14 protein-coding genes are annotated in these 21,258 nt (G+C 59.5%); 4 read left to right on the plus strand and 10 right to left on the minus strand.

Annotated elements, in window-relative coordinates:
- Positions 1-326 precede the first annotated feature (326 nt).
- The 4 genes from ACO6TG_RS10240 to ACO6TG_RS10255 all read left to right on the plus strand — a co-directional run bounded on the left by ACO6TG_RS10240 (position 327) and on the right by ACO6TG_RS10255 (position 8,760).
- Complete coding sequence (locus ACO6TG_RS10240) at positions 327-3,662, plus strand: DUF2126 domain-containing protein (protein ID WP_422378080.1); 3,336 nt, start codon at positions 327-329, stop codon at positions 3,660-3,662.
- A 153-nt stretch (positions 3,663-3,815) separates the two neighbouring features.
- A complete protein-coding gene (locus ACO6TG_RS10245) occupies positions 3,816-6,221 on the plus strand; it encodes a circularly permuted type 2 ATP-grasp protein (protein ID WP_422378081.1) in 2,406 nt (801 codons plus the stop codon).
- Between the two features lie 56 nt (positions 6,222-6,277).
- The gene (locus tag ACO6TG_RS10250) at positions 6,278-7,153 is read left to right on the plus strand and encodes a transglutaminase family protein (RefSeq protein WP_422378082.1); all 876 of its coding nucleotides are present in this window, start codon (positions 6,278-6,280) and stop codon (positions 7,151-7,153) included.
- Between the two features lie 167 nt (positions 7,154-7,320).
- Complete coding sequence (locus tag ACO6TG_RS10255) at positions 7,321-8,760, plus strand: trypsin-like peptidase domain-containing protein (RefSeq protein WP_422378083.1); 1,440 nt, start codon at positions 7,321-7,323, stop codon at positions 8,758-8,760.
- 54 nt (positions 8,761-8,814) lie between these two features.
- Here ACO6TG_RS10255 and ACO6TG_RS10260 read toward each other — a convergent pair whose 3' ends face one another.
- From ACO6TG_RS10260 to ACO6TG_RS10305, 10 genes are all read right to left on the minus strand, one after another.
- Positions 8,815-10,596: a methyl-accepting chemotaxis protein gene (locus ACO6TG_RS10260; protein WP_422378084.1), complete on the minus strand. Its 1,782-nt coding sequence runs from the start codon at positions 10,594-10,596 to the stop codon at positions 8,815-8,817.
- A 310-nt stretch (positions 10,597-10,906) separates the two neighbouring features.
- Positions 10,907-11,965, minus strand: coding sequence for an ABC transporter ATP-binding protein (locus tag ACO6TG_RS10265; RefSeq protein WP_422378085.1), 1,059 nt, complete (start codon positions 11,963-11,965; stop codon positions 10,907-10,909).
- Between the two features lie 17 nt (positions 11,966-11,982).
- The gene (locus ACO6TG_RS10270; protein ID WP_422378086.1) at positions 11,983-13,272 is read right to left on the minus strand and encodes an MGH1-like glycoside hydrolase domain-containing protein; all 1,290 of its coding nucleotides are present in this window, start codon (positions 13,270-13,272) and stop codon (positions 11,983-11,985) included.
- Between the two features lie 43 nt (positions 13,273-13,315).
- Positions 13,316-14,548, minus strand: coding sequence for a carbohydrate ABC transporter permease (locus ACO6TG_RS10275; RefSeq protein ID WP_422378087.1), 1,233 nt, complete (start codon positions 14,546-14,548; stop codon positions 13,316-13,318).
- Positions 14,545-15,792, minus strand: coding sequence for an ABC transporter permease subunit (locus ACO6TG_RS10280; protein ID WP_422378088.1), 1,248 nt, complete (start codon positions 15,790-15,792; stop codon positions 14,545-14,547). Before ACO6TG_RS10280 ends, ACO6TG_RS10275 begins: the two co-directional genes overlap by 4 nt.
- Before the next feature lie 270 nt (positions 15,793-16,062).
- Complete coding sequence (locus tag ACO6TG_RS10285) at positions 16,063-17,412, minus strand: ABC transporter substrate-binding protein (protein ID WP_422378089.1); 1,350 nt, start codon at positions 17,410-17,412, stop codon at positions 16,063-16,065.
- 1 nt (position 17,413) lies between these two features.
- Positions 17,414-18,520, minus strand: coding sequence for a LacI family DNA-binding transcriptional regulator (locus ACO6TG_RS10290; protein WP_422378090.1), 1,107 nt, complete (start codon positions 18,518-18,520; stop codon positions 17,414-17,416).
- Between the two features lie 268 nt (positions 18,521-18,788).
- Entirely contained in the window at positions 18,789-19,199 is a 411-nt protein-coding gene (gene rbsD, locus ACO6TG_RS10295) for a D-ribose pyranase (protein ID WP_422378091.1), read from the minus strand.
- A gap of 28 nt (positions 19,200-19,227) precedes the next feature.
- Complete coding sequence (locus tag ACO6TG_RS10300) at positions 19,228-20,409, minus strand: GAK system CofD-like protein (RefSeq protein ID WP_422378092.1); 1,182 nt, start codon at positions 20,407-20,409, stop codon at positions 19,228-19,230.
- A gap of 67 nt (positions 20,410-20,476) precedes the next feature.
- A complete protein-coding gene (locus ACO6TG_RS10305) occupies positions 20,477-21,238 on the minus strand; it encodes a YwqG family protein (RefSeq protein WP_422378865.1) in 762 nt (253 codons plus the stop codon).
- Positions 21,239-21,258: the final 20 nt, after the last annotated feature.

Raw genomic sequence — 21,258 nt, forward strand, 5'->3', positions numbered from 1 at the left:
CAACCGTTCACGACCTTTCCCGCAAGCAGAGTTCAGCCTGCCCTGCAAAAATCAGCTTTCATTTGGCAATTCCACGACACCAAAGTCAAATATCTAGCCGCATCATAGAGCGGAACCGTCGCAAAGTGCTTAACGAAATCAGTAGGAACAGCTGACGATTACTAGCAATGCAGTGGTCGTCCACGTTTCCCGTCATTCACGAAACAGGTGACGGGAGGCGGTTGATCCTGTCGCACCGTCATTGCCTACAGATTGACGTGGTGCCGGGTCGAGTTTTGTGAAACCCTGAGCCCGCATGTGACCGGTAGCAGTTCGGGGCCCAGAAAATGTCCATAAGAGCAAGCATTTATCATCTTACGCATTATCGTTACGACCGGCCGGTCACCTTGAGCCCCCAGATCATCCGGCTCCGTCCCGCACCGCATAGCCGCACACGTGTGCTGTCGCATTCCCTGAAAGTTTCTCCCTCGGGTCATTTCGTCAATCACCAACAGGACCCCTACGGCAACTGGCTGGCGCGCTTTGTCTTCCCCGAGCCTGTGCGCGAGTTCAAGATCGAGGTCGATCTGGTCGCCGATATGACGGTCTACAATCCGTTCGACTTCTTCATCGAGGAAAGCGCCGAGGAATGGCCTTTCGACTATCCGCCCGAGCTCAGCGAAGACCTCCAGATCTACAGACGCCTTGACCCGACCGGACCTCGCATGAAGGCATTCCTGGAAAAGGTGCCGAGGGACAGTCAGCGCACCGTGGATTTCATTGTCGGGCTGAATGCGCGCGTGTCGCAGGAAGTCGGCTACGTCATCCGCATGGAACCGGGCGTTCAGACACCCGAGGAAACGTTTGAAAAGGGTACTGGCTCCTGCCGGGATTCCAGCTGGCTTCTGGTGCAGGCGCTCCGGCATCTCGGATTTGCCGCCCGGTTCGTGTCCGGATACCTCATTCAATTGAAACCGGATCTGGAAGCCCTCGACGGCCCGTCCGGCACGGATCACGATTTCACGGATCTTCACGCCTGGGCCGAGGTTTATTTGCCCGGTGCCGGCTGGATCGGCCTGGACCCGACCTCGGGCCTGCTGACCGGCGAGAGCCACATTCCCCTTGCCGCGACCCCGCATTACGCCAATGCGGCCCCAATTGTCGGCATGGCCAGCAAGGCCGATGTGGATTTTGCCTTTGACATGAAGGTGGCGCGCGTTGCAGAGCACCCGCGCATCACCAAGCCCTTTTCAGACGAGGCCTGGGCGGCCCTGAACCAGATGGGCGAAAAGGTCGACCGGATCCTGGGCCAGGAGGATGTCCGCCTGACCATGGGCGGCGAACCGACTTTCGTATCCATCGACGATTTTGAAGCGGCAGAATGGAACACGGATGCCGTCGGTCCCACCAAACGGCAGAAGGCGGACACGCTTATCCGCAAGTTGCGCGACCGGTTCGCTCCCGGCGGGTTCCTGCATTACGGCCAGGGCAAATGGTATCCGGGCGAAACGCTCCCCCGCTGGACCTTCTCTCTCTTCTGGCGCCGGGACGAAAAGCCGATCTGGCATGACCCGGACCTGATTGCCGATGAGGGCGGTGACGCAGACGCCACCCCGGCCAAGGCTGAAGCCCTGATGACAGCGATCGCAGAGCGGTTGGAGATCGATCCGGACCATGTCGTGCCCGCTTATGAAGACCCGGCGCACTGGATGATCAAAGAAGCCAATCTTCCTGCCAACGTTACGCCGGAAAACTCGGAGCTGGAAGACGCGGAAGCGCGGCACCGGATTGCCCGGGTGTTTGACCGTGGCCTTGCCACGCCGGCCGGATATGTTCTGCCGGTGCAGCGCTGGCAGGCCCGGTCAAGCGAAGAGCGCCGCTGGCGCTCCGAACACTGGAAGCTGCGCCGCAATGCGCTGTTCCTGGTTCCCGGCGACAGTCCGGTCGGTTACCGCCTGCCGCTGGAATCTCTGCCCTATGTGAGTCCGGCCCAGTATCCCTATACCAATATCGCCGATCCGACCGTGCCGCGGGACCCGCTGCCGGAGTTTCCTGCCGGCCCGAAACCGGATCGCGCCCAGGACATTGCCCGTTTCACTGCCAGCGAGACCCAACAGGACCGACGCGAACAGACACTGCCCGAGAGCGAGTTGGGAGACGCCGCTGTCCGGACCGCAATGTCGATCGAACCCCGCGATGGCCGGCTTTGTGTGTTCATGCCGCCTGTGGAACGGATCGAGGATTACCTGGAACTTATCTCGGTCGCGGAAGCCGCCGCGGGAAAACTCGGCCTGCCGGTTCATATCGAAGGCTACCCGCCTCCGCCCGACCCGCGCATGAATGTCATCCGGGTGGCCCCCGATCCGGGAGTGGTCGAGGTCAACATCCACCCGGCGGCCAGCTGGCAGGACTGCGTTGCCATCACCGAGGGGGTTTATGAAGACGCAAGGCAATCCCGGCTCGGCGCCGACAAGTTCATGATTGACGGCAAGCACACCGGAACCGGCGGCGGCAATCACGTCGTGGTGGGCGGTGCAACGCCCCTGGACAGCCCGTTCCTGCGCCGGCCCGACCTGCTGCGCAGTCTGATCCTGCACTGGCAGCGCCATCCAAGCCTGTCCTACCTGTTTTCCGGCCTGTTCATCGGTCCGACCTCCCAGGCGCCGCGCATCGACGAGGCCCGCCATGACGGGCTTTACGAGCTGGAGGTCGCCCTGTCGCAGATCCATCGCCCGCAGGAAGGCCCGACGCCCTTCCCCTGGCTGGTCGACCGGCTCCTGCGCAATCTGCTGGTCGATGTCACCGGCAATACCCACCGCGCGGAAATCTGCATCGACAAGCTCTATTCTCCGGATGGTCCAACCGGCCGGCTCGGTCTGGTCGAATTCCGCGGCTTTGAAATGCCGCCGGACCCGCGCATGAGCCTCGCCCAGCAGCTGCTTCTGCGCGCCCTGATCGCCCGGCTGTGGCAACACCCGCTCTCCGGCGACCTGACCCGCTGGGGCACGACCCTGCATGACCGTTTCATGCTGCCGCATTTTGTCTGGGCCGATTTCATGGACGTCCTGAAGGACCTTGACCACCACGGTTTCCAGATGCGTCCCGACTGGTTCAAGGCCCAGGGCGAATTCCGCTTTCCGTTCTGCGGCGAGATCGAGGTTGACGGTGTTCATCTGGAACTGCGCCAGGCACTCGAACCCTGGCATGTTCTGGGGGAAACCGGCGCGATCGGCGGGACGGTCCGCTATACCGACAGTTCGACGGAACGGCTGCAGGTCAAGCTTGCGACCAGCGACCCGGACCGCTATCTGGTCACCTGCAATCGCCGCATGATGCCTTTGCAGAAGACCGAAACCAACGGCGTCTCCGTGGCAGGCGTGCGCTACAAGGCCTGGCAACCGGCCATGGCCCTGCATCCGGTCCATCCTGTCGATGCTCCGCTCACCTTCGACATCTTCGATCGCTGGAGCGGACGGGCCCTTGGCGGCTGCGTCTATCATGTCGCCCATCCGGGCGGACGCAACTACGAGACGTTTCCGGTCAATGGCAACGAAGCGGAAGCCCGGCGTCTCGCGCGGTTCGAGCCCCACGGGCATACACCGGGCCTCTACATGCCCGAACCCGAACGGCCGCATCCGGAGTTTCCATTGACCCTGGACCTGCGCAGACCGCACAATGTCTGATGACCAGATCCGGCGGTCTGGGTTAGAAGATCAGGCAAAACGGGCAGAGCTTCCCAGTTTAACGGAGCGCAAACAAGATGCGCTACGATTTCTGCCGAGATCAGCTATTGTCTGTCAAAAACCTGACACTGACCCGCCGCTTGGAACCGATGCATGAGTCTGGACGAAAACGCAGAAAAAGGGGCACATGCCTACAGCCTGTTAAAGGCCTATCGTCCTTTTCCGGATGTCTCGGACGAACTCCTTGATCCCGAAGGCCGAGTGCGCCGGGTCTGGCGACCCTTCCTGGACCACCTGTCCTCCCTGTCAGCTGAAGACATTCTGGAGCGCTTTGCCCGCGGCAACCAGTATCTGAACGATGCCGGCGTCTACTTTCGCCAATATGGTCAGGACGGCGCCAATGAACGCGAGTGGCCGCTCAGCCATATCCCGGTGATCATCAGCCAGGACGACTGGCAGGTCATTTCGGAAGGCCTCATCCAGCGGGCGGAACTGCTTGAGCACGTGGTGGCCGATCTCTATGGGCAGAACCGGCTTGTTGCCGACGGCTTCCTTCCGGCCAGCCTGATCGCCCGGAGCCCCGAATGGCAGCGTCCCCTGGTTGGTGTCACACCGAAATCCGGTCATTTCCTGCATTTTCTGGCATTCGAGATCGGCCGGGGGCCGGACGGCACCTGGTGGGTGCTGTCAGACCGTGCCCAGGCACCGTCCGGTGCCGGGTTCGCTTTGGAAAACCGGGTGGCAACGGGCCGCGTCTTCAATGAATTCTTCGCCAAGGCCAATGTGCATCGCCTGGCCAGCTTTTTCCGCCGCTTCCGCGATCAACTGGTCGACTTGCGCGGCGAACCGGACAGCAGGGTCTCGATCCTGACGCCCGGACCGTTGAACGACACTTATTTCGAACATGCCTATATTGCCCGCTATCTCGGCTTCATGCTGCTGGAAGGCGAAGACCTGACGGTCGAAAACGGGAGATTGATGGTCAGGACCGTTGCCGGGCTCAGGCCCGTCAGCGTGTTGTGGCGCCGTCTCGACAGTGCCTGGATCGACCCGGTTGAAATGAACGAGACCTCCCAGATCGGCACACCCGGGCTGGTGCAGGCGGTGCGCCAGGGTGCCGTCACCATGATCAACGCACTCGGCACCGGCATTCTGGAGACCCGGGCCCTGCTCGCCTTCCTGCCGAGGATCAGCGAACACCTCATTGGAGAACAGCTGAAACTGCCCAATGTTGCCACATGGTGGTGCGGCGAGGCAGCAACGCGAAGCTACGTCAAGGACCACGCCGAAACCATGATGTTCAGTCCGGCGCTCAGCACGGCCCTGCCGTTTGCCTCGGCCCAGACCGATTTCATCGGCAAGGATTTTCATCGGTTGAACCAGGGGGTACTTGATAGCTGGATCGACAGCAAGGCGGGCGACCTGGTCGCCCAGGAAGCCGTGACGCTGTCTACGACGCCGGCGTACCAGGACGAACGTCTGGTGCCGCGCCCCATGTCACTACGGGTGTTTCTGGCGCGCACCGCCAGGGGGTGGGAAGTCATGTCCGGTGGTTTTGCCCGCATCGGCCGCACGGAAGATGCCAGCGCTATCGCGATGCAGGCGGGCGGTTCAGCCGCGGATGTCTGGATCGTTGGCGGCAAAAAACCCGTCAAGGAAACCCTGCTGCACCAGATCGAGTCGCCGTTCTTCAAGGCGCAGAGCGGCACCTTGCCCTCCCGTGCCGCCGACAACCTCTTCTGGCTCGGCCGCTATGTGGAACGCGCGGAAGGCGCAGTCCGGTTACTGCGTGCATATCACGCACGTCTCCTGGAAACCGCCGATCCGGACGCACCGCTTGTTGCCCAGACAGCGGAATTTCTAGACAAGATCGGCGTCGCCCCCGATCATCCGGTCCCGGCCGGGCTTTGCGACATGCTGCAGGCAGCGGTGGGAAGCGCCGGCAAGGTGCGCGACCGCTTTTCGGTTGATGGCTGGCTGGCACTGAATGATCTCGCCCAGACCGCCAATGGCGCGCGGCGCACCATGCGCGAGAGTGCCGACGTCACCCGCGCGATGGGGCTGCTGCTGCGCAAGATCACCGGCTTCTCCGGCCTGGTGCATGAAAACATGTATCGCTTTACCGGCTGGCGTTTCCTGAGCATAGGCCGCGCCCTGGAACGCGCTCACCGAATGGCCGATCTGCTGACCGAATTCACGACCGCAGACGCGCCTGAAGGCGCTCTTGAACTGCTGCTGGAGGTCGGCGACAGCGCCATGTCCATGAGCCGCCGTTACGCCGTTTCCCTCAGTCAGTCCACTGTACTGGACCTGTTGGCAATGGACGCGAAGAACCCCCGCTCCGTGCTCTATCAGCTGAGCGACATGAAGGATCACATCGAGGTCCTGCCCGGCGCGACGGATCAGGGGCACCTGTCGGACCTCGCCCGTTCCGTTCTGCAGGTTCACACCAGTCTGGCCATCTCGACACCCGAAACTCTGACGCCGGAAAAACTGGGTGAGCTGCGGGATCAGATTGCCTATCTCTCGGTTGAACTGACCGATGCCTATATCCGCTGAAAACAAAATCGAACCGGAGCAGGTTATCTGCTCCAAACACCGCCAATGAGGCACCTGTGCTTTACGATCTGAATCTGGAGATCAACTACACTTATGCCAGTCCGGCCAATTCCGGGATCCATGCCCTGCGCCTGATGCCGGCGACAATCCCGGGTGAGCAAAAGCTTCTGGCAGGACAGGTACATGTGAAACCGGGTCCATCGGAGCGCCACGACCGCGTCGATTTTTTCACCAACGCAGTGACTGATGTCAGCTTCCGCAAAGCCCACAACGAACTGGTTTTCACGCTCAAGGCGCGGGTCGACCGAACAGCGACGCCCGAAGAGTTCGACATTTCCCCTCCCCTGCGGTCTCTTGCCAGGGAAGTGTCCGCAATACAGTCCCTTGGCCCGAACGAACCCGTGCATTTCCTCTCTGCCTCACCGAGATTGCCATCCGATCCCGCTTTTGCAGTCTATGCCGAGGAACATATTACATCCGACATGAGCGCCATCTCGGCTGTCGAGACGATCGGCCGGGCGCTGCACGAGGACCTGACCTTCGACCCCGACGCGACAACCGTCGACACGCCGGCCATTGAGGCATTCGAAAGACGCCAGGGTGTCTGCCAGGATTTTTCGCATATCATGATTGCCTGCCTGAGGAGCATCGGCGTACCTGCCGGATATGTCAGCGGGTTTCTGCGCACGATCCCGCCCAAAGGCCAGCCGCGGCTGGAAGGGGCCGATGCCATGCATGCCTGGGTAAGGGCCTGGTGCGGTATCGAGGTCGGCTGGATCGAATATGACCCGACCAATGCCTTGCGCGTCGGGCAGGATCACATCGTTGTTGCCCGTGGCCGCGACTATGGCGACGTCGCGCCCGTGAAGGGTGTCTTGCGCACGGCCGGCGGCCAGACGACAGGCCACAAGGTGGATGTCATTCCACGGTAACCCGGTTTGCGCGACGAAACTTTTCCAACCTTATCAAGGGCCTGGAATCTTATCGCGAGATATCCCCCGCTGACCCGAACCATGCTGTTCCCTCATGCCCGCTTTTGTTAAACTGTGGAGCGCAATCAAGAGGTAGATTTTCATGCTCTAGGGTGCGGGAGCTGGTGATGCGTTCGGTGGTATTTGCAGTCCTTGTCCTTCTTGTTTCGGCAGGCGCGAGCCTCGCCGACTACGATCGCTCGAAGGCCTGGTTCAACGAATTGACCTACCAGGAACGCATTCGGACACAGTTCCTGCTTGTCTTCACCGGCGACTACGAAACGATCGTCGACGGCGCATTCGGCCCACAGACTTACAAGGCCCTGAAGAACTTTCAAAAACATCGGGAGTTCGGCTCCGACGGCGTGCTGGACGCCGCGCAAACCCTGACCCTTCAAAGAGACGGACTGGATCTGGTCAAACGGGTCGGGTTTGAAACACGAAACGAAGCCCTAACCGGCATAACCTTCGGCATTCCTTCCAAGCTGTTTGAAGCCAGTTCAAAATCGGAACGCGGACACCGCTGGCAGGCTTATGACCACAGCATCGAACTTGAAACACTGCGCATTGCAAAAGGCGACACGTCCTACAAGGAGCTCTATCAGCGCCTGACATCTTCAACAAACGGCCGCTCTCTCAAAACACGCCTGTTTCGCAACGATTATTTTGTCGTCTCCGGCCAGCAGGACGGCCGCGATTTCTTCGTCAGGATCATGAAAACGCCGGAAGACAGTCGGGGGTTTTCCTTGTTCTGGGACAAGAAACACGCCGTCTTCATGAAACGTGTGGCCGTCGCCATGTCCAACAGCCTGCGTTACTACGACGGCGGTCCGGAGGCCGGAAAACTAGATGCCATGACATCCGCACCGGAGCTGAGGTCCCTGCCGCGGGCAAACGGACCACAGGAGCAAACCGACCCGCCTGGCCAGGTCTACAAGAAACCCGCCGGCTCTTCTTCCGGTTCGGGTTACGTCCTGACCAAAGAGGGGCATATCGGGACCAATGCGCATGTCGTCAGCGAATGCAGCTATCTCGACGTTCCCGGATACGGTACAGCCACTCTGGTCCAGGCCGATCTCGTCAACGACCTGGCCATCATCCAGCTCGACAGGAAACACGCTGACCACGTTGTCAAATTCCGGGCGAAACAGCCGATCCTGCGCGGCGAGGAAATCTTCGTCCTCGGCTATCCCTTCGCGCAGCTGCTCGACAACAACCTGAATTTCACACATGGCATCGTGTCGTCGCTTGCCGGCGTGCAAGGCGACATCCGCCATTTCATGGTGTCCGCCCCTGTCCAGCCCGGCAATTCGGGAGGCCCTGTTCTCGACCGCACCGGCGCGTTGATCGGCACCGTTGTTTCCCGGCTCGACAAGTTCAAGACACTTCGGGTTGCCGGCGATTTGCCTGAGAACATCAACTTTGCGATCCGGGGCCGGCTGATGGCGACCTTCATGGAAAGCCTCGGCCTCGGCCCGTCCTACAACACGATCACAAGCCTCAAGAGCCCGACCCAGATCGACGAAGAAGCCGCACGCTACACAGTGCTGATCCTCTGCAAGAACTGAACCCGGTTTCCTCAACGCATCTGGTCAAAGGTGCTGTTGGACCAGGCAAGGTAGTTACGCAGCCTTCACTTCTGCCAGGAAGCCGTCCACTTCAAGTTTAAGCTTGGAGGACTGGTCGGTCAGTTCGCGGGCCGCCATCGTTACCTGGCTTGCTGCCGCGCCGGTTTCTTGAGAGGCCTGAGTGACACCGGATATGCTCTCCGACACGGCCTGTGTTCCTCTGGAGGCTTCAGAGACATTCCCTGCGATTTCGCGTGTGGCAGCATCCTGTTGTTCCATGGAGGCTGCGATATCGGCCGATGTTTCGTTTATCCGGGCAATGATCGTACCGATCTCGCCAATGGATGATACAGATGTTTGCGTCTGGTCCTGAATATCCTTGATCAGTTCCGATATGCTGTCTGTCGCTTTCGCCGTCTCGGTCGCAAGCGCCTTGACCTCGCTTGCCACAACCGCAAATCCCTTACCGGCCTCTCCAGCCCGCGCGGATTCAATGGTTGCGTTCAGTGCAAGCAGATTTGTCTGTTCGGCAATGTCCGAAATCAGCGAAATCACTTCACCGATTTTTTCTGCCGTTTGCGCAAGCTGATTCATCTGTCCTTCGGTCCGGGACACCTCTTCGACAGCCTGTCTGGAGATTTCGGATGCTTGCGAAATACGCATGCTGATTTCACCGACCGAACTTGAGAGTTCTTCGGTGGCCGACGATACGGTTGCCACATTGGTCGATGCTTCTTCGGTGGCTGCTGCCACAGATGTCGCCTGACCGCTGGTTTCCTCAGCGATGCTCGACATCGACTGGGCAGTTGTCTGAAGTTCTGCCGAAGCCGACGACACCGTCTCCACGATAATGCCGATATTCGCCGCAAACCGTGCCGAGGCGTCCGACATGCGTTGCTGGCGTTCCTGCTCCATCAGGCGCTTATTGTTCTGGTCCTGTTCAAGCTCCCTGGCGCGGATCATGGTTTCCTGGAAGGTTTGATAGGCCTCCGCGACCGATCCGATTTCATCCCGTGAGCGGATTTTGACCTCCACTGTGTAGTCACCGGATGTCAGGGCCTGAATACCGGCAACGACGTCACTTAAAGGTCGTGTGATAGCCTTGCGAATGAAGAACATCGCAAGGCCGATCGCAGCGACGAAAGTGACAATTGCCAGTGCGAGAATGCTTCTCAGTGCAAAGCGTTCCGTTTCAAGCGCGGCCTGCGCTGCGTGGAGCGTGAAGGCTTCAAGTTCCAGGACAAGGGCTTCAAGCTCGTGGTTGAGAGCTTTCTCTTCTTTCTCGATGCCCGGGAGCATGGCCAATGCCTCGGTCAGTGCGCCCACCTCTATGAACTTGAAGGCTTCATAGACGTGTTCATCATAGGCCTTGTGTTCTTTTGCAATCGTGTCGAAAGCCCGGTGGACTTTTTGAAACTCCGTTCTTGCCTTGTCCGAATTGGCTGTCTCTTCGGCAAACCGCGCAAGCTCCTGAGCCTCGACGATCTCTTGGTCTACCTTTTTGGCGTAGGTCAAGAACGTATCGCGAGCCTGCGTGAACTCGGCCCGCGCGCCGTCATGCTCTTCCATCATGACGCCCGCGCGGAAAGCGCGCTCCAGGCTGATCGATTGTTCCAGCTGATGGATCGTGATCTGACTGACCGCGTTGGTCAGGGGAATGTCCCGCTCCGCCACTCCTTCAATCAACAAACCAATCTGATTGAGTTGCCAGAGGCCCAGAACGGCGACAAGAACAAGTCCGGCAAGACAGGTTCCAACAATGCCCATGATCTTGGTGCCGATGCCGATTGATCGGCCCGAGGTCGTGGTTGGTGTCTCTTTCCGGGTTGAATTCATCGGCCCCTCCAACGTTTTATGGCGAACCCGATCTGTCCTGTTCTCCCGGGAGGTTCCTGAAAACCAGCGCGAGGTTAACGCGGCATTTCGCGCTCCCGCCCAGCGCGACTGACCCAGACAAGGACACAGATCTTGCCAAATCCGGGCAACCTTAAGTGACCCTACGTAAATTTTGATTTAACCGCCAGAAGCAAGCTTAAGACTATCCATGAACAGAGGAATAGAGCCCCTTCCAAATTCCTAGGGAACGACCACAATTATACCTTAGGCTGAACTTGGAACCTTAAGTTGTATTGGCGCCTAGTTAAATCTAACGCACTGACTGTCCACTCGCGTCAAAGAAATGCATGCGGCTCTCGTCAAACCTGAGGCCGATGCGCGCCCCCTCTTCCACGGTTTCCGAGCCGCTGATGCGCACCAGAACGGTGTCCAGGCCGTCCAGCGCGACATAAAGGAACGTGTCCGCCCCCAGATATTCGGCTACTTCGACCGTGCCCACACAATGTCCCTCGCCGGATCCAACGATGTGCATATGCTCCGGGCGAATGCCGAGTTTGACGGGCAATTGCGCGGAGCCGGCATGCGGATAGTGACCACCGCCGTGGCCCTGCAGGGAAAACTGATCGCCTTCCACCGAGCACGGCAGCACGTTCATTTTCGGAGAGCCGATGAACTGGGCGACAAACAGATTGTCCGGCCGTTCATAGAGCTCGCGCGGTGAGCCGACCTGCTCGATCTTGCCGCTTTGCAGCACCACGATCTTGTCGGCCAGCGTCATCGCCTCGACCTGATCGTGCGTGACGTAGATCATGGTCGTGCCGAGGCTCTTGTGCAGACGCGCGACTTCGAAACGCATCTCGACACGCAGGGCGGCATCGAGGTTTGACAGCGGTTCATCGAACAGGAAGGCGCTCGGTTCGCGCACAATCGCGCGGCCGATGGCAACCCGCTGACGCTGACCGCCCGAGAGCGCCTTCGGCCGCCGGTCCAGGTAATCGCCAAGCTTCAGGACGTCCGCCGCGTCATTGACCTTTCGATCGATCTCCGCCTTGGGCACACCGGCCGTTTTCAGACCGAAACCGACATTTTCACGCACGGACATATGCGGATAAAGCGCGTAGGACTGGAACACCATCGACAGCCCGCGCCCGGAGGGAGGCAAAGCCGTGACGTCCTTGCCGTCAATGTCGATCGTTCCCCGGCTGGTTTCCTCCAGACCTGAGATCAGGCGCAGCAAGGTGGACTTGCCGCATCCTGACGGTCCGACAAAAATCACGAACTCACCGTCCTGAATGTCCAGATCGATGCCCTTGATCACCTGGAGACTGCCGAACCATTTTTCGACCTTGTTGAGCTGGATCGCTCCCATTTTCCGCTCTCCTACTCTTAAGCTGCCTGTTGCGCATGTGAGGGTGAGGCCCAGGTGAGCCAGATCGCCGCCGTCCAGGAAAAGGAGCCGCCACCGGCACCTGCTCCCGTTTCCGGGCTGAAATATTCGGCAAAGCCGCTCGTCTGGATGAGCGCTGCCGTATCCTGGCGCAACCTGTCGGCCCGCGCCGTGTCGCCGGCTTCGGCAAAGCCGCGCGCGATCATGTAGTTGATCATTGCCCAGACCGGCCCGCGCCAGTAGCGCAGATGTTCAAAACACCGGTGGTCGGGATCATAGGAGGGCATCATGTAGCGAACCTTCGACGCGATCCGGTCGAAATGGTCTTGCAAGGCCCCAAGCGTGTCAGCGTCCCGCAGACCGGCATAGGGCGCCAGGAACGAGGCACTGGAAATGCCGTCGGTCATCTGCCCGGACCGCTGATCAACGGCGACATGCGCCTTGAGCTCCGCATTCCAGAGCGTTTCGGCGCCGGCCTCCATCAGGCCAATCCAGCCGCGGATTTCCGCTGCCTCCTCGGTCTTGCCGAGCCGCTCGGCAAGATCAAGAAGATCACGATTTGCCCTCAGGAAAATGAAGGTGATACCGGGATCGGCCACAAAGAAAGGACACGTCTCGGCCACCTTCGCCGGGTCCCAGCCGACTTTCCGGCAGGCCGCTACGATGCTCAGGTAGCGATCGTAGTCTTCCTTGTGCGGGCGCATTGCCGGATCGACATGGGACGTGTCCTTGCGCTCATAGGGTGCAATGTCCTTCACCTCGACGGCGCGCAAAGCCTCGTCCCAGTCTGGCAGGTTGTCGCGGCCGGACTCCCAGGGATGAATCACCGCCATGACGCCTTTGCCCTTCGGATCGCGGTAGTTCAGGTACCAGCGGTGCCAGGCCATCAGTTGAGGCAACAGCGTTGCAGCCCGCTCAAGTCCCTTTCCGGTTCGGTCGCTCTTGACCAGATCCAGGATGATGGAAGCCGCAACCGGCGGCTGGGAGTGGCCCGAACTCGGGATCGGGCCGCCATCCGTGCCCCAGACACCCGGTCCCGGGAAATAGCTCGGATCATCTTTCCGAAACAGGATGTGCGGCACCATGCCGTCGCGCCACTGCCCCTGAAACAGCATTTCGATTTCCCGCCAGGCACGATCCTGGTCGAATTCCGCAAATCCCAAAGCGACAAAGACGGAATCCCAATTCCACTGGTAGGGATAAAGCCCCTTGGTCGGGATGGTGTAGCCGCCCTGATCGTTTTCGATCAGGATGGTTTTGGCCGTTTGGTCCAGATCTGTGTGTGCCACAGTCAACTCCTTGGGCGTTTCGCCGCCCTTCACTTTTGAAAATTCAACCCTTGACGCTGCCGGCCGTCAGGCCCTGGACAAGGAAACGTTCGAACCACAGGAAGATCACGAGCACCGGAACCGTCGCGATCACGGCCCCCGCCATCAGATGCTGTCGCGGCACCTCTGAGGAATTCAGCGAAACGACACCGCGTGACAGGGTGAAGATGTCCGGATCGTCCAGGAACATGAAAGCAAACAGGAACTCGTTCCAGGCGATCATGAAGACATAGAGCGAGACGGATGCCAGAGCAGGCAGGGACAGCGGCAACGTGATCTTCAAGATCACGCCGATCCGCGACAAGCCATCCATCAGACCGGCTTCTTCAAGCTCGGACGGCAGACCGCGGAAATAGCCCTGCAACATATAGAGCGCCACGGGAATGGTCGTCGCCGGATAGACGATCAGGAGACCGGTCAGCGTGTTGCGCAAGCCAAGCTGCGAGAAGACCGCGTAGAGCGGGATCACCAGCACGATGGCAGGCACCATGTAGATCAGCAGCACGGACCGGGCGAGCATGGCCTGCCCCGGAAACCGCAGCCGCGACACCGCATAGGCGCCGGGCACGGAGAACAACAAGGTCAGTACAACGGTGGCCACCGAAACAAAGGCGGAGACCAGCAGGTAGCGGCCGAAATTGAACTGGGTGAACAGTTCCACATAGGAGCGGAACAGACCGCTCAGGCCCTGGCTGACATCGATCGAAAGATCGAGCGGATTGGCCAGAAGCGCCTGCTGGCTTTTCAGCGACGTCATGACCATCACGTAGAACGGAAGCGCCACAATGATGGTGAAAACCACAAATCCGACGCCTTTCGCGATACGGATATAGATGACCTCGCGCTCATAACGGGACATGGCACCGAGCCGGGCGCCCGTCAGCGTGATCCGGTTGGCCCCGGTGACACAGACAACAAAGGCGATCAGGCCCAGGCCCTGCCACACCGGTGCTTTTCCGAGCGGAAGGCTGAATGGCGCCGCGAAACTGGCGACCATCAGAACCAGAAAGAGCACAAGTGCTGACAGTGCCCAATCCGGCAGTCCGCCCTTGGTCTCCGACGAATGGCGCCAGACAAAGGTGAGTGCAGCGAGCAGGCCGGCGAGGCCACCTGCCGTTGCCTGCGGCAGGGCGACTTCCCCGGTGATCAGCGTCAATGTGACAGCGATCACGAGAGTGGCGGTGACGCCCCAGACAAGGCCGGTCAGGGCTGTCAGTAGGATACTGCCCGGTCTCATAGGCCTTCCTCCTTCGGCGAGAAGCGGATGAAGATTGTGGCGAAAGTGACGAGCACGACGAAGACGACCACCGCGACGGCGGCCCCTGCCCCGAGATTGGAGAGCGCAAAGCCCTGCTCATAGACATCGACGGTCAGCGTGCGCGTGCCCGCATTGCCGCCGGTCAGCAGGAAGATGTCGTCGAACTTGTTGAAGGTCCAGATGAAGCGGAGCAGGAACAGCACCGACAGGATACCCATCAATTGCGGCAGCGACAGATACCAGAACTGTTGCAGCGGTGTCGCACCATCCATCTCGGCAGCTTCATACATATCGGTGTTGATCGACTGCATGCGCGCCAGGATGAACAGGAACGACAGGGGAAAGTAGCGCCAGGCCTCGAAGGCGATGACCGTGGTCAGCGCCAGTGGAAACTCCATGGGAATGCCGAAGAACGAGAACTCGATTGCCCGCTGACCGAAGAAATTGATCGGGTCGGAGACGACACCCATCTTGGTCAGAAGCGCGTTGAGCGTTCCGGAAAACGGATCGAACAGAACCACCCAGGTAAAGGCAACCGCGATCACCGGCGAAACATAGGGGAACAGGAACAGGCCGCGCATCAGCCCGCGTCCGGGAAAGACCGTGTGCAGCAGCTGGGCTGCAAACAGCCCCAGTACCAGGGCACCGCCGGTGCCAAAGATCGTATAGTAGAACGTGACCCGCAGCACCGACCAGAACTCGTCGGCGCTGAAGATCCGCTGAAAGTTCTCGAACGTGAAATCGAGATTGGTCAGGACATTGTTGGCGTCACCGCTCACCTGAGGTGTGCTGGCGCGCTCTGGACGGTCAGCGGCAAGAAAAGCCTCCGTCACGGTTCCTTCCAGCCGCAGCCGGTCGCGCCATCCGGGTTCGATCGTCCCAAGAGTACAGGTCAGCGCGTTGCCTTGAAGGTTACAGACATCCGGAACAGTCACAGCATCAAAACCTGCGGGGATCTGGTCTGTTATGACCACGTTGCGGATCTCTTCCTCCTGCGAGGAATTGCGCACGCGATACTCCAGGGTCGCGGTGTCGCCGGGCGCTTCCGGCCGGCCGCGCACACGCTCGTTGACCAGCACGGTGGGCGGGCGAAGATCGGCGAGCTGCACCGGCTTCACGCTGATCCAGAAATTGGCCAGGAGCGGCCCGGCGACAATCATCAGGATGATGGCAAATGTCGGCGCCAACATCATGTAGGCCAGCCACATTTCCCGCCGTTGCATGGGACCGACGCCCTTTGGCGGGCCTAAAGAAGCGGTGTCCTGATCTTGCGAGCTCATCGTTCCGGCCCTGTCGTTCGTGCGTGGTGTTCAGGTCTTGATGTGCCCTGCCCCCGGCGATGAGGGACAAAGCTTCCCCGATCTCCCGCGCATCGCGCAGGATCCATTCGAGGTGGACAGGCCGGCCTTGGTTGCAGGCAGCGCCTGACCCTTGTTTTTGTTGATGGTGATGGGACCCGTCCCGCCTTTTGCAGAAGGCGGGACGGTGCAGCGTTACTGGACCTTGGCCAGTTCTTCGTTGAGCTTGGCAACAGTTGCCGCTGCATCGCGTTCGCCGTCGATATATTCACGGACGTACCGGTTGATCACCTGGCTGTTGATGATCTTGGAGGCAAGCGACAGCTGACCCTCGGTCACGCCCCAGCGGCTGGCAGTATCCAGACCGGACACGATCACGTTGATCGTGTCTGCGTCATAGAGATCCGTCAGCGGCGCCTTGCGATCGACGCCCACCGGCAGCTTGGCCCAGCCATCGACAAAGGCGGTGGCATTGTCCTTGTTGCCGCGGCGCACCGGGAACTTGCCTTCCGGAGCGATCGACAAGGTCGACATGTAACCATCGTCCACGGAGAACTCGACAAACTGCATCGCCGCTTCCGTGTCCGCATCATTGGTGATGCCGAAATAGCGAATGTCACCCCAGGCTGCCCCATCCGGGTTGGACGGACCCTTGAGGGTCGTCACGATGCCGGTCTTGGAAGCAAGTTCCTTGGAGGTCGGGTCGTCGGTAATGGTTGGCGGAGCGCTGTCGCGCAGGCCAGCCAGTTCGTCCAAGATGAAGGGCGACCAGATGATCATTGCTGCTTTGCCCGCAAAATATAGTTCGCGCGACTGTTTCCAGTAAAGATCACCAGGAGGAGACGCTTCTGCGATGGCCTTGTAGAACTCCAGTGCTTCGATGGTTTTCTTTTCATCCAGCGCCTTGAACCCGTTGTCGTCGACCGGGGTCACGCCATTGGCCAGAAGCACATGCTCCAGCACCTGGCTCATGAAGTTTTCGTCGATCTTGGTCGCTGCGACAAAGGCGAACATTTCCGGCGGATTGTGCAGTTTCTCGACCGCGGCCAGAATGGCTTCGTAGCTGTCGGGCGCCGCCAGGCCGTTTTCGTCGAACAGGTCCTTGCGGTAGACGACCATCTGTGTCCAGCCATCGACCGGCACGGACGCGATACCGTCTTCCACGGCTGCCATGGCAACAGCGCCCGGCGCAAACGTGTCAGCGCCGAGATTTTCAAGAACTTCCGATGCAGCTTCCGTGTCCAGAATGCCGGCTTCAGCCCAGGGCAGGGCATATTGCAGCGTGTGATAGATCACGTCCGGCAAATCACCGGCTGCGAATGCGGCGGTTGCGCGCGTACCGAGATCGGATTCAGACACCGGAATGACTTCGACCTCGATGCCGGTCTTGTCCTTGAAGGCCGCCGCCATTTCTTCCTGCTTGGCCAGACGCTCAGGCTGCTCTTCCGTTGTCCAGAACCGCAGCGTGTCCGCCTGAGCCGACGTCAGACCAAGTGCGAGCACACCCGCGATGGTCGAGGCCAGGAACTTACTCCTCCCAAACATATTACTCTCCCTTCCTGCCAGAAATTGGCTGTTGGTTCAGCCGGTTCCGGAGCGCATCAGCCAGCGCCTCCGGTGTCTTGCTTGGCGCACCGTCAGACGCGCGCCGGATCAGGTCAGCCTTTGCAAGCGCCTGCAAACTCGACGGATCCTTGCCGTCCAGTACATCGATCAGCATGCGCGCGACGCGGCCACCGGCCTCCTGCGCGCTTTGCGAGAAGGTCGTCAGCGGCGGATCGAGATATTCGCCGACCGGAAGGCCGTCATAGCCGATCACGGTGACGTCCGAGCCCACCCTCAGACCGAACTTGCGACAGAACTGCACGGCACCGATCGCCAGCGCATCCGTGACACACAGAAGCGCGGTTGGTGGCTTGTCCTGCGACAACAGTTCCTGTGCACCGGCAAAACCGCCCTTTTCGCCGACACTCTGCAAACTCTCCAGACTTGGGTCATGTGCAAGTCCCAGTGACTCCAGGCCCTGGCGAAAACCATTGCGGCGTTGCAATGCGAAATTCAGGTCCAGCGAGCCACCGATCAACCCTATGCGCTCATGACCCAGGCTGTAGAGGTGACGCACGCCGTCAGCAAAGGCGGCTTCATTGTCGATATCGAACCAGGCATAGCCGGATGGATCCCGGGTGCGGCCGTGGGCAACGAAGGCGAAATTCTGCTCTTTCAGATAGGCAATGCGCGGATCGTCGACCTCGGTACGCGTCACGATGAAACCATCCACTTTGCGCCGTGCAATCAGGCGCTGCATCGTTTCGATCATGTGGCTGCGGGAATGCGCCGTTGTCACCAACAGGTCCAGACCCAGTTCGTCCAGCGCCCGCGCAATGCCGTCGATGAATTCCGAAAGGAACGGGTCTGCCCCGCTGCCATGGCCGACCGGAATGACGATTCCAAGCGTATCCTGACGTCCGCGTTTCAGGTTCCGCGCTGTCGCAGACGGTTGGTAGCCGAGATCCTGAACCGCTTTCAGAATACGCTTGCGGGTCTCTTCCGAAATGTCTGTGTAGTTGTTCAGAACACGCGACACGGTGCCCTTGGCGACACCCACGTGCCGGGCCACGTCGTCGATCGTGACGGAACCGCGTATCCGCGACATCTTTCCTCCCCAGGGCCTTTCGCCCCGACCATGCCGCAGTCTTGGGTCGCCGCAGCTTTTGTTGAAGAAAGTGTTACAAAACCGATTTTGTAAGTCAACAAAATCGGTTTTGGTGCCGCGCACTATTTTTTTCGCACAGCGGGAAGGCACTGTCACTGCAACAAAACTACGCTGCGGAAAGTTTCGGAACACAATTGCCAAAAAGAAAGCCACCAGCTTCTGGAGAGGAAGCAGGTGGCCTCATTTCACGACCGGGTCGTGCAATATTCTAAAATGGGACGCCCGAAACAAGAATAAGATTGGCGTAAGGCGTGCACTCGCCTGTCCGGATGACAGCACGCGCGCCGCCGGTCCGGTTCTTAAAGGCATCGTGCGGAACCCGCACATGCTCGATGGGTTTGCCGGTTTCGGCCGCCCAATGCGCCAGGCGGACCTCGATTTCCGTGGTGAGTTCCAGTGAAGCCTCATCGGCAAAGATGGCCTGTTCCACGATCATTTCGTCAATCAGCGCATCAAGGACATCGAATAAGCCCGGCACACCCGGACTGACGGCCAGGTCAATGACACCGACATTCGGCGGCACGGGCAAACCGGCATCGGCCACGACGATCTCGTCCAGATGCCCAAGCGAGGCTACAAGCTTGCTCAGATGCCGGTTCAAAAGCTTGGTGCGTTTCATGGCCTCTTCCTTTCCTTCGCCCGGGATCTCATGTCAGCGACACAAGGGCTTCGCAGAGCGGCACCGGATCATAATAGGGAGCGGACGTCCGGCTGACGAGGTTCAATCGTAAGATGCTGATGCCCCTGGCCCGGATTTCCTGTACTTCCTCTTCCGGAACACTTTCGTCGACAATGACAAAATTCAACAATTTGTGCACCGGGCAACTAGAACCGGCATCCCGCAACAGATAGGTAAGCAACGTGTGCACCTTGTCCGGCAGGGTCAGCTCGCCCGTTTCCGGATCCGGTCCCAGGCTGGGCACATAGACCTTCGGTACCGTGCGCGAGGCAACCGCCTGACCAACTCCCCTCGGCAACAGATTTGCGACGAGACTGGTATAGAAACTGCCGGGTGCGTAACAGATAAGATCGGCCGATTGCACCAGTGACCGGTTCCGGTCCGGAAAAACAGCCTCCGCCCGATTTTTGACCTTGAGACCCTGGTTGAGAAAGAAGTCCTTGATCGGCGAGATCAGCGGCGCATGTTCCTTGCCAGTCAGCAAATGCTGGCCGATAACCGTCTCGCCATTCGCCAGCTCCGCACCAAGATGCAGATTGTCGTCAGCAACCGCCCGAACTGTTCCCTGCACGCCGACCAGCTTGGACACGAGAAAGATGATCGGTTCAAGCTGCTGGTTCTGATTGAGATAACCACCGGCCAGGATCAGGTTGCCGATGCTGGCACCACGAAGATCGAAACTCTTCGGACAGGCAGTCCGGAACGTCCCGAGCTGGTTCTGAATGAGCGTGCGCATCGGCTGCTCGATCGCCTCGACCAGCGGATGCGTGCCGGAAATCATGGCGTCCAGTTCCCCGGCCAGATCGACCTTATCCGCCGTCCTGGCATAGCGATGCGTGAACAACCGGAAGACATCCGGATGCCCGAGAACCGTTTCATCGGCCAGCGCCATCAGCCGGCTTCTGAGGTCGCCGATGGCCGGCATGTTGAAGGCCAGACGCAAGCCCTGCGAGCTGCCGCCGCTGTCAAAAGGTGTGACCAGATGAATGGAATTATGTGTAAAGCGCTTCAGCTGCTGTGACACGCCATTGAGGGCTGAGCCACCACTGAAAAACAGCAGCCTTGGCCCCAATTTGGGGTTGGACAGGAACCGCTCGATCCGGAACGGATCCGGCATGCGCACCGCGCGGGTGAGGGTGAGTTCGCTCACGCGTCCCCCTTTCGAAGCGCCGGTAGGATCAAGGGGGCTCCGACCCGTTTCCTCAAGTCACACCGCATCAAGAGGCATCCCAGCTGAAGAGAATATCGGAGAAATCCTTTTTCCCGAGTTTTTCAGAACTGATAAAAAAATGGCCGACACCGGTATCCCCCCACATGATCCCGTTGTCTGGATCCGTGTCGATCTGGAGAAGCAGGAAATCTTTGTCTGTCTGGGCGTCTGCCGCGTCAATCGCCCTGGGATCGAACTGTACAAAACTCGGATAGCCACCAATCCTGTGCGCAAATTCGTTCAACGAAGCGCCATTTCCGAAATTATCGTTTCTGTCGAGATACTCTTCATAGAGATCCTCGAAAAAGTCCGGCGTCCCTTTATACTGCTCTTCGAAGCGATAATCAGAGCTCGTTATCGGCATCCGACCCTGGCTGAACGTCAATCGGTAGGCCTGATCCGGAAATTCGAACACCGGCAACCTGCTGCCATCAGTGGTTACCTTTTCCGAACTCAGTTCCGCCGTCTCCACTTCTTCGTGAAATGTAACCTTGAAGTCGTCGGTATCCAGCGGGTCGCCCGCATTGAGCCAGAACTGAAGCAGGCCTTTCTCCGGCAGGGGCTCTATATCGGGAACGTCGGCAAAATTGATCTGTGCAATCAGATACATTTTCCTGCCATCCCGCCCGCGGGGATAGGCCGTGTCTTTCGATAGATAGGGAACACCCTGGAATTTGCTGTCCCAGGGTTTCAGATTGTCCGCGGCAATGGCCTCGACCTTCACGTATGGAATGACCGTCGCTTCCACCAGCCGCCGGTGTTTTTCCATCTCCTGAAAGATTTCGTCCA

The sequence above is a fragment of the Roseibium sp. genome, from assembly GCF_965233565.1.
Classification (GTDB): Bacteria; Pseudomonadota; Alphaproteobacteria; order Rhizobiales; family Stappiaceae; genus Roseibium.

Excerpts from the sequence above, each read along its gene's own strand:
- ACO6TG_RS10240 (WP_422378080.1), top strand. The coding sequence starts at position 327 with ATGTCCATAAGAGCAAGCATTTATCATCTTACGCATTATCGTTACGAC.
- ACO6TG_RS10245 (WP_422378081.1), top strand. The coding sequence starts at position 3,816 with ATGAGTCTGGACGAAAACGCAGAAAAAGGGGCACATGCCTACAGCCTG.
- ACO6TG_RS10255 (WP_422378083.1), top strand. The coding sequence starts at position 7,321 with ATGCGTTCGGTGGTATTTGCAGTCCTTGTCCTTCTTGTTTCGGCAGGC.
- ACO6TG_RS10260 (WP_422378084.1), bottom strand. The coding sequence starts at position 10,596 with ATGAATTCAACCCGGAAAGAGACACCAACCACGACCTCGGGCCGATCA.
- ACO6TG_RS10265 (WP_422378085.1), bottom strand. The coding sequence starts at position 11,965 with ATGGGAGCGATCCAGCTCAACAAGGTCGAAAAATGGTTCGGCAGTCTC.
- ACO6TG_RS10275 (WP_422378087.1), bottom strand. The coding sequence starts at position 14,548 with ATGAGACCGGGCAGTATCCTACTGACAGCCCTGACCGGCCTTGTCTGG.
- ACO6TG_RS10280 (WP_422378088.1), bottom strand. The coding sequence starts at position 15,792 with ATGCAACGGCGGGAAATGTGGCTGGCCTACATGATGTTGGCGCCGACA.
- ACO6TG_RS10285 (WP_422378089.1), bottom strand. The coding sequence starts at position 17,412 with ATGTTTGGGAGGAGTAAGTTCCTGGCCTCGACCATCGCGGGTGTGCTC.
- ACO6TG_RS10290 (WP_422378090.1), bottom strand. The coding sequence starts at position 18,520 with ATGTCGCGGATACGCGGTTCCGTCACGATCGACGACGTGGCCCGGCAC.
- rbsD (WP_422378091.1), bottom strand. The coding sequence starts at position 19,199 with ATGAAACGCACCAAGCTTTTGAACCGGCATCTGAGCAAGCTTGTAGCC.
- ACO6TG_RS10305 (WP_422378865.1), bottom strand. The coding sequence starts at position 21,238 with ATGGAAAAACACCGGCGGCTGGTGGAAGCGACGGTCATTCCATACGTG.